This window comes from Synechococcus sp. PH41509, assembly GCF_020514285.1.
Classification (GTDB): Bacteria; Cyanobacteriota; Cyanobacteriia; order PCC-6307; family Cyanobiaceae; genus Parasynechococcus.
This window is the reverse complement of record NZ_VTLD01000024.1, coordinates 18,874-31,809: the sequence shown is the minus strand read 5'-3', so window position 1 is coordinate 31,809 and position 12,936 is coordinate 18,874. Positions and strand designations below refer to the sequence as shown.

The 12,936-nt window shown below is 53.4% G+C and carries 15 protein-coding genes; 10 read left to right on the top strand and 5 right to left on the bottom strand.

The window, feature by feature from the left end; translation table 11 throughout:
- The first annotated feature begins 2 nt into the window (after nt 1–2).
- The 7 genes from FZZ88_RS08375 to fmt all read left to right on the top strand — a co-directional run bounded on the left by FZZ88_RS08375 (nt 3) and on the right by fmt (nt 6,531).
- Entirely contained in the window at nt 3–611 is a 609-nt protein-coding gene (locus FZZ88_RS08375) for a flavin prenyltransferase UbiX (RefSeq protein ID WP_166016517.1), read from the top strand.
- Nucleotides 608–1,081: a hypothetical protein gene (locus tag FZZ88_RS08370; RefSeq protein ID WP_166016516.1), complete on the top strand. Its 474-nt coding sequence runs from the start codon at nt 608–610 to the stop codon at nt 1,079–1,081. The genes FZZ88_RS08375 and FZZ88_RS08370 overlap by 4 nt, the downstream gene beginning before the upstream one ends.
- A gap of 45 nt (nt 1,082–1,126) precedes the next feature.
- Nucleotides 1,127–1,564: a DUF2996 domain-containing protein gene (locus FZZ88_RS08365; RefSeq protein WP_115093862.1), complete on the top strand. Its 438-nt coding sequence runs from the start codon at nt 1,127–1,129 to the stop codon at nt 1,562–1,564.
- A 66-nt stretch (nt 1,565–1,630) separates the two neighbouring features.
- Nucleotides 1,631–2,701 carry a magnesium-protoporphyrin IX monomethyl ester (oxidative) cyclase gene (gene acsF / locus FZZ88_RS08360; RefSeq protein ID WP_166016515.1) on the top strand — a complete coding sequence of 357 codons (1,071 nt, stop codon included), beginning with the start codon at nt 1,631–1,633 and terminating at the stop codon, nt 2,699–2,701.
- Nucleotides 2,702–2,732: 31 nt separating this feature from the next.
- Nucleotides 2,733–4,142 (top strand): TldD/PmbA family protein, encoded by a 1,410-nt coding sequence (locus FZZ88_RS08355; protein WP_166016514.1) that lies wholly within the window; start codon nt 2,733–2,735, stop codon nt 4,140–4,142.
- 2 nt (nt 4,143–4,144) lie between these two features.
- Nucleotides 4,145–5,512 carry a TldD/PmbA family protein gene (locus FZZ88_RS08350; RefSeq protein ID WP_166016513.1) on the top strand — a complete coding sequence of 456 codons (1,368 nt, stop codon included), beginning with the start codon at nt 4,145–4,147 and terminating at the stop codon, nt 5,510–5,512.
- Nucleotides 5,513–5,514: 2 nt separating this feature from the next.
- On the top strand, nt 5,515–6,531 hold the full coding sequence (gene fmt / locus FZZ88_RS08345; RefSeq protein ID WP_166016512.1) for a methionyl-tRNA formyltransferase: 1,017 nt from the start codon (nt 5,515–5,517) through the stop codon (nt 6,529–6,531).
- Nucleotide 6,532: 1 nt separating this feature from the next.
- Here the strand turns inward: fmt and FZZ88_RS08340 are convergent, their stop codons facing one another.
- From FZZ88_RS08340 to FZZ88_RS08330, 3 genes are read right to left on the bottom strand one after another with little or no spacing between them, the layout of a single operon-like run.
- Nucleotides 6,533–7,183 carry a hypothetical protein gene (locus FZZ88_RS08340; protein WP_166016511.1) on the bottom strand — a complete coding sequence of 217 codons (651 nt, stop codon included), beginning with the start codon at nt 7,181–7,183 and terminating at the stop codon, nt 6,533–6,535.
- A gap of 3 nt (nt 7,184–7,186) precedes the next feature.
- Entirely contained in the window at nt 7,187–7,525 is a 339-nt protein-coding gene (locus FZZ88_RS08335; RefSeq protein WP_166016510.1) for a DUF6464 family protein, read from the bottom strand.
- Nucleotides 7,515–8,252: a DUF475 domain-containing protein gene (locus FZZ88_RS08330; protein ID WP_166016509.1), complete on the bottom strand. Its 738-nt coding sequence runs from the start codon at nt 8,250–8,252 to the stop codon at nt 7,515–7,517. The genes FZZ88_RS08335 and FZZ88_RS08330 overlap by 11 nt, the downstream gene beginning before the upstream one ends.
- A 38-nt stretch (nt 8,253–8,290) precedes the next feature.
- Here FZZ88_RS08330 and FZZ88_RS08325 point away from each other — a divergent pair, with 38 nt between their 5' ends.
- Both FZZ88_RS08325 and FZZ88_RS08320 read left to right on the top strand, forming a co-directional pair.
- Nucleotides 8,291–9,034, top strand: coding sequence for a hypothetical protein (locus FZZ88_RS08325; RefSeq protein ID WP_166016508.1), 744 nt, complete (start codon nt 8,291–8,293; stop codon nt 9,032–9,034).
- A gap of 1,606 nt (nt 9,035–10,640) precedes the next feature.
- Nucleotides 10,641–10,829 (top strand): hypothetical protein, encoded by a 189-nt coding sequence (locus FZZ88_RS08320; protein ID WP_166016507.1) that lies wholly within the window; start codon nt 10,641–10,643, stop codon nt 10,827–10,829.
- 583 nt (nt 10,830–11,412) lie between these two features.
- Here the strand turns inward: FZZ88_RS08320 and FZZ88_RS08315 are convergent.
- Nucleotides 11,413–11,667, bottom strand: a complete 255-nt coding sequence (locus FZZ88_RS08315) for a hypothetical protein (RefSeq protein WP_166016506.1) — start codon at nt 11,665–11,667, stop codon at nt 11,413–11,415.
- A 333-nt stretch (nt 11,668–12,000) separates the two neighbouring features.
- Here FZZ88_RS08315 and FZZ88_RS08310 point away from each other — a divergent pair, with 333 nt between their 5' ends.
- Nucleotides 12,001–12,453 (top strand): hypothetical protein, encoded by a 453-nt coding sequence (locus tag FZZ88_RS08310; protein WP_226423612.1) that lies wholly within the window; start codon nt 12,001–12,003, stop codon nt 12,451–12,453.
- A 90-nt stretch (nt 12,454–12,543) separates the two neighbouring features.
- Here the strand turns inward: FZZ88_RS08310 and FZZ88_RS12160 are convergent, their stop codons facing one another.
- Nucleotides 12,544–12,678 (bottom strand): hypothetical protein, encoded by a 135-nt coding sequence (locus tag FZZ88_RS12160; protein WP_255453052.1) that lies wholly within the window; start codon nt 12,676–12,678, stop codon nt 12,544–12,546.
- Nucleotides 12,679–12,936: the final 258 nt, after the last annotated feature.

Here is a 12,936-nt window from a genome sequence, read left to right as displayed (position 1 = left end):
TGATGCATCCCTACGTTCTGGCCGTCACCGGTGCGTCGGCACAACCCCTTGCAGAGCGTGCCCTTCAGTTGCTTCTGCAGCGAGGACGCTCTGTCCATCTCGTTCTCAGCCACGGGGCCCATGAGGTCTTCCGTGCCGAACAAGGCCTGTCCATTCCCGTGGATCCCCTGAAGCAAAAAGAGTTCTGGAAAGTCAGGCTTGGGGTGGAGAGCGGAGATTTGACATGCCATCGCTGGAATGATCAAGCCGCATGCATCGCGAGTGGGAGCTACCGGACGCGGGCGATGGTGATCGTTCCTTGCAGCATGGGAACCGTTGGACGCATCCACGCCGGAATTGCCGCTGATCTGATCGAACGCTGTGCGGATGTTCACCTCAAAGAGCGTCGTCCGCTCGTGATCGCTCCACGGGAGATGCCCTTCAACCTGATTCACCTCCGCAACCTCACCGGTCTGGCGGAAGCAGGAGCAACCATTGCCGCTCCCATTCCGGCTTGGTACACCCGACCAGAGTCGTTGAACGAGATGGTGGATTTTCTTGTGGTGCGTCTATTCGATGGGCTGGAAGATGATCTTGCTCCGTTGAACCGCTGGAGCGGTCCGCTGGAATGAGCACGTTTCAGCGGCTGCTGCTGATCCCTTGCCTGGCTCCTCTTCTGGCTTTGCTCGCCCTTTCTGCGACCAATGTTGGAGACAAGACTCGGCTTCGCTTGCTGGTTTGGACGACCCCAGCCATGCCCCTGGGTGCGTGGACTGCGCTCGCCGCCGGTGGTGGCGCTGCGGGAGCAGCACTCACAGCGTTCTTGTTGTTGCCAGCGCAACGTCCTCTCAGTCGGAAGCGCCATTCCCCTGTCCACCCCGACGTCCACGAGACGGAATCACCCGTCAACGACTCGGCCCGCCGATCCTCTGCAACCCCTGGTCCTGAAAGGGATGTGCGCGAACCGGCCCCGACGGTTTCTGTCGCTTATCGCGTGATTCAACGCCCTACGTCTGAATCCCAGCATCCACAACCCCCAGCGGTACCATCTCCCTCACAGCAGTCCAGCGACTGGGGGGATGATCCTGAAGCGAACTGGTAACCAAAGCTCCAGGCTGCTTACAGTTGCCGCAGTAACCCTGGATCGGTGAGCGAAACCCCTGTCGAGAAGGAACCTTCAGGTCAAGAGACCCCTGCCAAGCCTGCGGCGAAAGCAAAGCCTCCGAAACCGGAGGACAAACCCTTCCCAGAGTTCATCGACTCGCTGTTTGTGCCGGCCGTCGCCAAACAGCTGGCTGACCACAACATCACAGCCGAACGACTGGAGCGCGTGGATGGTCAACGTCCCGTGGTTGGAGGGGATTGTCCAATGGTCATCGGCGAACTCCCTGGTGGACGCCGCTTCTGGCTCTGCTTCTCCAAGGCAGACATCAACAGCACAAAGGTGATTGCCTTAGCTGACCCCGGCAGTGACCCCACCTTGTTGGAAAGCTTCCTGATCGACGAGAAGCGGATGTCCCTGCCCCTTTTGGTCTCCCGCCTGTTGCAACGCCTCAACGGCCAAAAGTGGTTGGGAGGTAACTAACCGGTCGTTTTGACCTCTGGAGTCGTCCTGACACGCCTACATTGGCAGGATCGTGAAACGCAACTGATGGTCCCTCCCACCACCGTGGCCGAAGGCAGCGCTGTAGCCATCAAGGATCCTGTCAAGGACACAATCCTCACCCCTCGCTTCTACACCACTGATTTTGAAGCGATGGCGGCGATGGATCTTCAGCCGAACGAGGCTGAACTAGAAGCCATCTGCGAAGAATTCAGGAAGGATTACAACCGCCATCACTTTGTTCGCAACGAGGAGTTTGAGGGAGCCGCAGACAAGCTCGACCCGGAGACCCGCAAGGTCTTCATCGAATTCCTTGAGCAAAGCTGCACGTCTGAATTTTCAGGATTCCTTCTTTACAAGGAATTGAGCCGTCGGATTAAAGCCAAAAATCCTCTTCTTGCTGAGTGTTTTGCTCACATGGCTCGTGATGAAGCCCGTCATGCAGGCTTCCTCAATAAGTCGATGAGCGACTTCGGTATGCAACTTGACCTTGGTTTTCTCACGGCCAATAAGGATTACACCTTTTTTAAGCCGAAGTTCATTTTTTACGCGACATATCTCTCTGAAAAGATTGGCTACTGGCGTTACATCGCTATTTTCCGCCACCTCGAAAAGAACCCCGACAGCAAGATTTTCCCGATCTTCAACTTCTTTGAGAACTGGTGTCAGGACGAAAATCGCCATGGCGATTTCTTCGATGCTCTCATGAAGGCACAACCCGATACGGTTCGCGGTCCGATCGCCAAACTCTGGTGTCGCTTCTTCCTTCTGGCGGTATTCGCGACCATGTACGTGCGTGATGTGGCCCGAAAGGAGTTCTACGAGGCCCTAGGCCTCGACGCTCGCACCTACGACAAAATGGTGATCGAGAAAACCAACGAGACCTCTGCTCGTGTATTCCCCGTCGTCCTCGACGTCAAGAACGAAAAATTCTGGACTCGCCTCGAGCGCATTGTTGCCAACAACAATGCCTTGGAGCAGGCCGAGGCCAGCGATTCCATTGCTCCCGTCAAGTTGCTGCGGAAGTTGCCTTTCTGGATCGGTAACGGTGCCGAAATGGCAAAGCTATTTCTGATGCCAGCGATCGACAGCGAGCGTTTTCAACCAGCCGTGCGCTGAGGGTATTCCCCAGCCAAATTCAGGAGTTTCCTTGACCAACGCCTTTTCCAATCAGTGGCGCGGACTTTTGGAGTCCCTATTGCAACGCGGCAGCGCTGCAGGTGCCGATCTGGTGGAAGTATTCCTCGAGCGAACAGATCACATTGGTTTGCTCGCTGAACAGGATCGGATCACCAGTGTCAATCCATCCTTTGCTCGTGGGGCAGGACTGCGGGTGTTCCGTGAAGGACGAGATGGCTTTGTCAGCACCAATGACCTCAGCGGAGCAGGACTGAAGCGTGCTCTTGACCAGGCCCTGGCCATGCTGGGACTTGAGCCCCAAGACCTCACCACGTCAGCTGGTTTTGAAGGATTGAAGGCCCTGACGGATCACGGCTTGGCGAAGGCGGATTGGCTTGATCGCTGCCCTTCCCTGGATCAAGCCAGCCAATGCCTTCTGCAGGGAACTGCTCATCTCGAGCGCTTGGGCCAGCACCTACAGGTTCGCCGCGGCAGTTACGCCCGCGATTGGCAGGAAGTGCTGGTCGCTGCATCAGACGGAACCTTCGCGAGAGACATTCGATTGCATCAGTCGTCGGGCTTATCAGTCCTGGCTGCCGACGGAGATCACCGATCCAGCATTGGCCGTCGCTACGGCAGTTCCGATCGGCCAGACGACCTTCGTGACTGGGATTCCGAAGCCAGTGCAGCAGAGGTCTGCAACAGCGCCGGCACGATGTTGCGTGCCGATTACGTGGATGCTGGACAAATGCCAGCTGTGCTGGCCAATCGGTTCGGCGGTGTGATCTTCCACGAGGCCTGTGGACACCTTCTCGAAACAACTCAGATCGAACGCGGCACAACCCCTTTCGCTGACCGTGTGGGTGAACTCATTGCTCACCCGGCCGTCACCGCAATCGACGAAGGCTTGAGTGGTGGATCCTTCGGTTCTTTGTCCATGGACGATGAGGGCATGGAACCTGAGCGCACTGTCTTGATCAAAGACGGTGTGCTGCAGCGCTTCATCAGCGACCGTGCTGGGGAACTGCGCACCGGCCACAAACGCACGGGAAGCGGTCGACGTCAGAGCCATGCGTTTGCAGCTGCCAGCCGGATGCGAAACACCTTTATCGATGCTGGATCACATTCGCCTGAACAACTGATTGAATCCGTGGATAGGGGTCTTTATTGCAAGGCCATGGGAGGCGGGAGCGTTGGTCCGACTGGCCAGTTCAACTTCTCCGTTGAAGAGGGCTATCTGATTGAGAACGGCAAACTCACCAAACCCGTCAAAGGAGCAACGCTGATCGGTGATGCCAAAGAGGTCATGCCACGGATTTCGATGTGTGCCAATGACCTTGAACTGGCTGCAGGGTTCTGCGGTTCCGTAAGCGGCAGTGTGTTTGTCACCGTCGGACAACCCCACATCAAGGTTGACTCGATCACAGTTGGGGGGCGCTGAGGATGACCAGCAACAACAGCCTCAACGCCACACATCTGAGAGATCGACTCCAGACTCTCGCCTCACGAGAAGGGATTCGCTGTTGGGATCTCGGTGCTGCATGTAGCGACGATTGCTCTGTTCAGGTTGACCGGGGTGAAGCAAAACAACTCAAGGCATCACAGCGGAGTTCCATCACAGTTCGCGTCTGGAACAGCGATGGCCTGGTCGGCATCACCAGCACGACCGACCTTTCCGATGGAGGGTTAGAGCAGGCGCTGGTCGGGGCCCATGCGGCCAGTCGTTTTGGCAACCCCGACGAAATTCCTCAGTTTTCACCTCTGGCGACGGCACCCCTGCCTGAACTGGATCGACCACTGCAACCCCGCCAGGGAATCCTCCCCCTGTTGGACACCCTTCGGGACGCAGAAGCAGACCTTTTGAGCCGCCACCGGGCCATCGAAACAGTGCCTTACAACGGCCTGGCGGAATCTCTATCCCAGAGCCTTTATCTGAACAGTGATGGGGCTCTGCGCCAGATGGAGCGCACCCAAGCCAGCCTCTATCTTTATGCCAGAGCCGAAGAGGCCGGCCGCAAGCCAAGAAGTGGAGGAGCCGTCCGTCTTGGGCTCGGCAGCAGCGAACTTGATGTTCAAGGCTGCATCAGCGAAGCGGTTGACCGAACGATCAGTCATCTCGACTATCGCCCTATCGACACCGGCAGTTACCGGGTCTGCTTTACACCGGAGGCTTTTCTCTCCCTACTTGGTGCCTTCAGCAGCATGTTCAATGCTCGTTCGGTGCTCGACGGTGTAAGCCTGAGCCAGCGTGATTCGATCGATTCCAAGGTGGCAGTTCCGTTCTTGAATCTGCACGACGACGGACTTCATCCTGGCCATATCAGTGCTGCAGCCTTCGATGGCGAAGGTACGCCGACCCGTCGTCTTTCCTTGATTGAAGGAGGAACACTGAAGAACTTCCTCCATTCTGAAGCCACGGCGCGAGCATTCGGCGTTGAGCCCACCGGCCATGCGGGGCTCGGAGCCAAGGTCTCGGTCGGTCCGGACTGGTTCGTGGTCGGCTCCGATCCAGAGGTTATGAGCGGCAGCAGCCTGAATCACCGCACAGAATCCGGGCCATTCGTTTTGATCGAAGATCTCTCTGCACTGCATGCCGGTGTAAAGGCCACCCAGGGATCCTTCTCTCTGCCGTTTGATGGTTGGTTGGTCAAGAACGGTGAAAGGGTTTCGGTTGAAGCTGCAACGGTTGCTGGTGACATCCGCACTGTTCTCAACGGGATTGCGCACCTTGAATCTGAGGCCGAAGTCACCCACCGCGGCGTGAGCCCTCACGTTTGGGTGGATGGTTTGTCAATCACCGGCGAAGCCTGACGTTGAGGATTCTGTTCTGGGGAACACCGGCCTATGCGGTGCCCACCCTTGATGCTTTGCATAAGGCTGGTCACACGATTGTGGGAGTCGTGACACAGCCTGATCGGCGGCGTGGTCGTGGCAACCAACTGGTGCCATCACCGGTTAAGGCAAGGGCGGAACAGCTGTTACTTCCGGTGTTCACCCCGGAACGGATCCGACGGGATGACGATTGCAAGGAGGAACTTGCTGCTCTCGGAGCCGATGCCTCAGTGGTGGTCGCCTTCGGACAAATTCTCCCTAAGGATGTTTTGCAGCAACCTCGCCTGGGTTGTTGGAACGGCCACGGATCACTTCTGCCGCGTTGGCGGGGTGCTGGTCCAATTCAATGGGCCCTGCTTGAGGGTGACGAGGAAACAGGTGTAGGGATCATGGCCATGGAAGAAGGACTCGACACCGGACCTGTGCTCCTAGAGCAGAGGATTCCGATCCAGCTACTGGATACCTCCATCGATCTGGCTGAACGGCTGAGTTCCCTCACAGCAGAGCTGATGGTGGAGGCCATGCCTTTGATCGAAGCGGCAGGTCCAGGAAGCGAGCCAGAGAGATTGTCGAGGCTGAAGGTGCGTGCTCAGGCAGAGGAGTCGAGCTATGCACGCATGCTGGAGAAGCAGGATTTTAGGTTGGATTGGTCAGCCCCTGCTCTAAGCATTCACCGAAAAGTGATGGGGCTTTATCCCGGAGCCTTCACCTATTGGCAAGGCAAACGGCTGAAGGTGTTGCGCTGTGAACCGTTGATCGAGCGGTTGAAGGATCAACTCAGCACGAACAGCCGCCAGCTGGTGGGCCAGTGGCCCACCGGTGCTCATGCACCAGGGACAATCCTGGCGGTGCTTGAGGATCAGGGCCTAGTGGTCAGCAGTTCCGGTTGTCCTCTTTTGATTCGCGAAGCTCAGCTGGAAGGTAAGGCACGCAGCACAGCCCCAGTTTTATTGCAGCAACTCAAGGCCACAAGTGGAGATCGCTTCGACGTTGATTGATTCAGGATTCCGTGTACAACGAACGCGCTTGAGCCCAGACCCGATCGAGATCCTGTGCGGAAAGTTGAAGGGCTTCGGGGAACACGCTGGAGAGCCATTGCTGCCGTTTCAACAAGCTGTCGGCCTCAAAGAATGTTTGCTGAGACGCGAGAACTCTAAATTTGAGAAATTCAAGCAACCGAGCACGCAGCCGAATCGTGTTAACGAGTTTGATACGTCCGCGTTCATCGAGAAGATGAATTGTGCAACCTTCATTCACGCCACTTAATCGAGGTGCAACCAGCTCCAATGTTGTTGGAGGTTGCCAGTGGCGTTGCTTTGTTTCGGGATGGGGGCAATAAATCCATCCGCTGACAACTTCAGCTTCTCTTGCCTTGATTTGCACACTCCAGAATGAGAACGTCTCAGGAGGATGGAGCTCTGTCCACCGCACTTTCTCGAACAGGTGATCTGGACTCGAAAGTGACACTTCTAGGGGTGAAAAGTCAACATTCAACGTGCCGAAGTAACAGTCAGTCAGGTCGAGACCTAATGCCATGAATACAGGAGTTTGCATTCGAATCGTTCCATCCGGATAAGGAGATTCGGTGCTTGTTCCGGAAGCGACACCATGGCCAGCGCAGAGACGCCCAGTGAGCCATTCAGCGTTCATTGGTCAGCGACGTTCATGATGACTGCAGCTTTCACAGGGTCCTTCGGGCCACACAGCGCAGCGCAACAAAGGGCTGCGTGCATTGAAACGACAGTTCGGGTCGCCGATGACCCATCCGTGCCGCCAGGGCGTTGCATCAGCAGGACGAGCTTGAGGTTTAACCATTAAGGCCACTGACGCCATGACATAGCGCCCGTTGCGCAGGGCGTAGCGGTGGCGACGTTGCATCACTAGGAATGATTCGTCCTTGACAACGAGCCATCGTCCAGGATGTGGTGGGTCCTCAATATCAACGCGGTTGATTAAATAATCACCACTGACATGGCGAAGTTCAACAAGCATGGCTTTCGTCTTGATCGAGATCACTGGTTCGGATAGACATTCCCCAAGCAAACAAAACCAACACAACCAGCAGTGTGAACCAATCGGGTTGATTCAAGTCTGGAACGATGACGTGAACGATCAACCTAAAGGCAACGAAAGCAACGGCAAGGAAACCAGCTGTTTCAAGACGTGGATACAGGTCAAGCCAGCGAATGAATAAGGCGGATGTGAAGCGCAAAGCCACGATCCCGATAAAGGCGCCTGCACTGATCAGCAGGATTTGATCACTGATTGCCACCGCAGCGGCAACACTGTCGATGGAGAAGGCAAGATCAGTGAAGGCCAGAAGCAGAACGGTCTTGAGAAAGGGTCTTTGACTGCGATCAGACCCATCGGCATCCAAAGCGGAGGCGGAATCGTGTGATCGGCTCTTGAAGTGATCCAGCACAAGCCAAACCAGATAGGCAGCGGCGAAGAGCTGAACCCACGTATTTTGTAAAACCCATTGGGCGACAACAATCAGGGCGATTCGCAACAGCAGAGCGATGCCTATACCCAAGTTGAGCGCCAGTCGCTCTTGCTCTGGCTGACGACTACTACGGGCAATGGCAGCAAGAGCGACGGCATTGTCAGCCGAAAGGATCAGCTCCAGAAGCACCAGCACGGGGAGCAGAGCAAAAATCTCTCCCCACTGGTCGGCACCTTCAAAGAAATCCGAAAGCGAGGGGAGCGAAGTGATGTCCATTGCGGCAGCCTAGAAAGTGCGAGCGCTGTTCCATTGCGATGCAGATCCGGGCCGAGCTGTGTCACGTCGACACCCTGCGATGCATCGTGAGGGTTGAGGCATGGACTGACGAGGCTGTTTTGGGCAGCGCCCTTGGCGAGGCAGCCACTGCTGAAGAAGCTGAGGAAAGGGCGTTACAACGCCTCAACACCAGGCTTCATATCAGTCCTCCACAACGACTGGAACAGGTTTCTGTCAGTCCCCAAGCCAACGAAAGCCCAAAGGCAGCAGAGCATGTCTCTGTAGAGCGGCCAAGGAAGATTGAGGCGCCTGAGCCTGTTCTTCCTGCCCCTTCTGCCACTCCAGAGATTCCCGAAACTGCAGATCCACCATCGGAAACACCGACAGATCCTGATGATTGGAGCGACGAACTCACCGCCATCGACCTCGAAATCAGACGCATCGGTTGGACCCGAGAGCAGGAGCAGACGTACCTCACGCGAGCATTTGGCCTTGGCAGCCGCCACAAACTCACGCGCTACGCCGATTTGGTCGCCTATCTGCGTCAGCTCAAGTTGATTGAAGCCAACGATGATGCTTCCACGGCCCCGGCGCCAATCCGCCGTGGAGACATGCTCAACCAGGGAGATTCGATGTTGAAGCAGCTTGGCTGGAACTCAGATCAGGCTCGTGCATTTCTGCAACAACATCTTGGCTCGACAAGTCGCCAGCAGCTCAGTGATGAACAGCTGCTTCAATTCAACATGCTCTTGGAGGAGCAGACGCTCAGCTCATCGAAGTAACTGAGAAAGCAGCCTCCTCTTGCCCTGCAAGTGAGACATCACGGTAATGAGCTCTATTGACACGTATCGTCAAAATCAGCATGGATTGCGATTTCCGATCACCAGTCGTCACATGCTCTGCATTAAGAGCGATCGTGTTGACGTGCTGGAGGCGCCCAGCAATGCCATCATCTAGCCCATCTAGCCCTACCAGAAATCAGAGAAGTAGCCGTCAATTTGTGGATGTCGGGAAAGTGCTCACCATGGCACTACATCCGCGTGATTTTCGGACCATTATCAAGGCGTCGGGTCGCTAGTCGGACCTGAAAGCCGGGCAGAGCGATGCCCGACGAGAGCTGTGATTTGACCTTCGCTTCTGCTGGGGGTCAAGTCCGTTCTTCCTTAAGAAATTAAGTGCTGTATAGGCAGATACTCTTATCCCAATCAAGGTGATGATGTGGCCGAATCGCTCCGGTGTTGCATCACCGTCGGCCACGCAACATTCACTGACAACCAGCCGCAAAAGCAGCTACGACTGCGACTGATGATCAGTATTCGCTCAGATCAAATCATCAATCCTTTTCTAGAAGTACAAAGTTCCATCCAAACCAGATCCAGGCAACCGCTCAGCCGTGGTTTCTATAGTTTTTTTTGACCGAGTATTGAATCAGCACACCTTCTAGTAAGAGTTTCTAGCTCATCTCAGAAACTCTTACCGTCTGCTCCAGAAACGCGACATGCTCTTCGCACCCAGAGCAGTTGGGTCCGACTCTGTTGGAGCGATACAGGCATGTACCCAATTCCATGGCCTGCATCCACCGCACCACCTAGCGGACCAGCTTCACAACTAACGTTCCAGCCATTTCTAATTCAGATTTTACTGGCATCCGTTTGAAACGACAGGCTTTCGGAACAGCAACTCATGGGTCCTGAATGCTTCTCGACCTCTTCCAATAAAATAAGTATTGAGACCCAGGAATGCTTCCATTCACTGGCTTAAAACAGATTTGCGGCAGGGGCTGATACGGCGTTCATGCCGTTTGCGGAAGAGTGAGTCATCTAAACACTCTGCGCATTCCGGCTATTTCCCATGCACCGTTTCTGAAAGGTGAAATGGCCCCTTTCGGTAGCTAATGGCATACCAATTGCAGTGATCTACTGAATACGTAGCTTGTCTTTATTACAGAACAGGAGGTAGTGGCTATACATGCCGGTAAATAAGTTTTTTGGGACCAAGGATTCATGCGTAAATCAACTACGAGTAAAACGCATATTCAAGAAAAGGTTCTGCATCAATTTTAAACATCGAGACAAAGTAAAAAAGCGATAACTTAGCCCAATTCCCTAACCTCGGCCAATGCTTCATTCCATAATGTCGATCATTGCCGATGGCCATTGATAATAGAGATTTAGTTGTATTGCCTCTACCCCTGTGATTTCATCTAGATTGGAAACCAATTCTATTTCCGCAGGAAATTTCTGTTTATCAAACTAATGTTGAAGTGGAAGCATCAATGCAGGATTGAACAATAAGCCAAACCTACGGCAATGCGGTGACTAATTACAGCATCCGTTGATACGTCAAGCATTTAACTTCCTTCGTAAGATATGAAAAATCTAGAATGTTATGGACGAAGCTGTTGCGCACTTTTCCTATAATCTCATCGCATTGCGCCTGGAATACAAAACCACATGTGACGCACTGATGTATTGGCGTGGCGGAGACCCTGCAGAACAGCAGTTCCTTTTGGAAAAGAAGCAAGAGGTTTTCAGAGCTCTTGCTGAGGCCAGCTTTAGTGATCAAGTCTGGCGCTGAATGTTTAGTTTCGGATGCAAATTAATTGCGTTGATTCAATAGGAGAATTCTCTTCAAAGCAACTCCACCTTGAAGCAGGTATCAACTGCGAAAACTGAACTCAAGTTTCGTTTTAGGTTTTTGATATTTAATAACGTTCATAACCTGCAAGCCTGTGTTTTCAGACTTCCTTTCTTCAGCAAGCGCCTTGAGGATCATGGACCCACATGACTGCCAATCTTCATTAACTTCGATAAACTCTTTCGCTCGAAGGTAATATTCGGCGGCCTTTTCCAGATGCTTGGATTTCTGGCCACTTGCTCTTGTCGTTATCGACTCTGCGATGGTCTGAACTTCGACTCAACAAATTATACATCATGCTTTGACTTGATGAAAGGATGTTCAACACCTCGCAAGCTTTTAGAAATGCAGAGGATTTGACATGAACAGTTGATGCGTTTATTTCGATAGAATTTCGACGTGTTACCGCTTGAATAGTTTGGACTGGTTGAGATAATCTGCGAAGCTTAAATTGCCCGCCTTTTATCATTCGACTCAATCAGGACATACTGATGAACAATGGTGATTCGCTTGATCCCAGGAGTCATTGTCGACGCGTTGTCTTGTAGAGAGCGCGATGAATAAGTGGGAAAGCGTAGGGCATTTGTCCGATTTCTTTCTTGATTTCAGAAAAACATGCAGGAGAGCCATCTGAGTAATCCTGCTTTATGACACTTGCTATTGCTTGCTCGAGCGAAAATCCTTCTCCCATTTTTGCCTCAATATTATAAGCCGCTTCATAGCTTTGACATTGTCCAGCCTGAACGAAATTGCTGACTCCTATCGGGATCAGCGACAACACGGAAAGACTCAAGAAGTGTCGGCTGAATCGAACAGATTTACGCATTTCTGAATTTAATCATAGGAGCCAATGATGAGCAGTAGCTAGCCCAAGCGATGTGGATGGGATGCAGTTTAAAACTAGTTCGTCGCAATCAGCGCCGAGAGCTGTATAACCCGTCACTGTGCGATGAACAAGAACAACCATATTCGGTCTTATCTCCCAATTTAACATCACAGCTTATTTTAATCGTTACCTTGTTAACTTTTTATGGGTTGCTTGGCGTTATGGTTAGGCATGGAAGAGCACAAGCTTCTTGTACGACAGTTGATAACTGAGCTTCGGGACGATATGTCCGAAGCAGGTCGCGAGCTTAGAAACCGAAGCACCTGGGACCTTCAGTGTCCTGTAGTCATCATTGACGCAAGGAACCATCCAAGCCGCATGGTTCGGACGTCTGTACGAGGCATTACCGGTGCTATTGCCACAAGCAATGTGATTGACGAACCTTTGATGCGCTCATTTCTTGAGCGCTTCCGTGAGGTTGGAGCCGATGAAGCTCTCGATGAGTTTATGCATGGTTCTGAAGCAGAACGGTTTGCTGAACTTTGGGACATCTACAACGATGAAGCGCACCAACAGGGTTTGCCGGTTTGGTCCCACAGTGACGCTGCAAAATTTGTGCTTAAGTCAAAATCGTGCTTTGACGATGGTCAGCTGGCCTGTATTGCGATCACCAAGGATGGTGATCGTGATGCTCACGCCGTTTTGACCTTCTCAGTTGACGCTGGCTGGTTGTCCTGAGCTGAGACGAACAACCGGTCTTAGACACAGAGCTCAGCCGGGTCGATCAACCCTGCTTCGAGGTTTCTCAGAGATCAGGGCTCATGAATGTCAGGAGCGGATCAGTTGCAGCAGAACCAACAGCGCAGACACTGCAAGAACCCAATACAGCCAGCTCAGTTGGGGAATCGTTATCGCGAGCACAAGCCCGATCACAAACAGGATCAGAAAACGGCCGAGGGTCATGAATGCACTATTAATCCTTTATTGAACCGAAAACCTGGCGCTAGGCCAGCTTCTCTGATCTGGATCTCGGAAGTGGTTGGGGGTTGAACATGATGGGTATGGATGAAGCGACGAGTACTCCTCCCACAGTGAGCAGCACAAGCAGGGGGATTGGACGCACCAGCGGTTGACGCTGTAAGGGTGTCGCGCAGCTTGAACAAACCGGAGTAACCCCCTTCGAGGGGTGCAGAACAATCGCTGGACCACAACAGCACGACG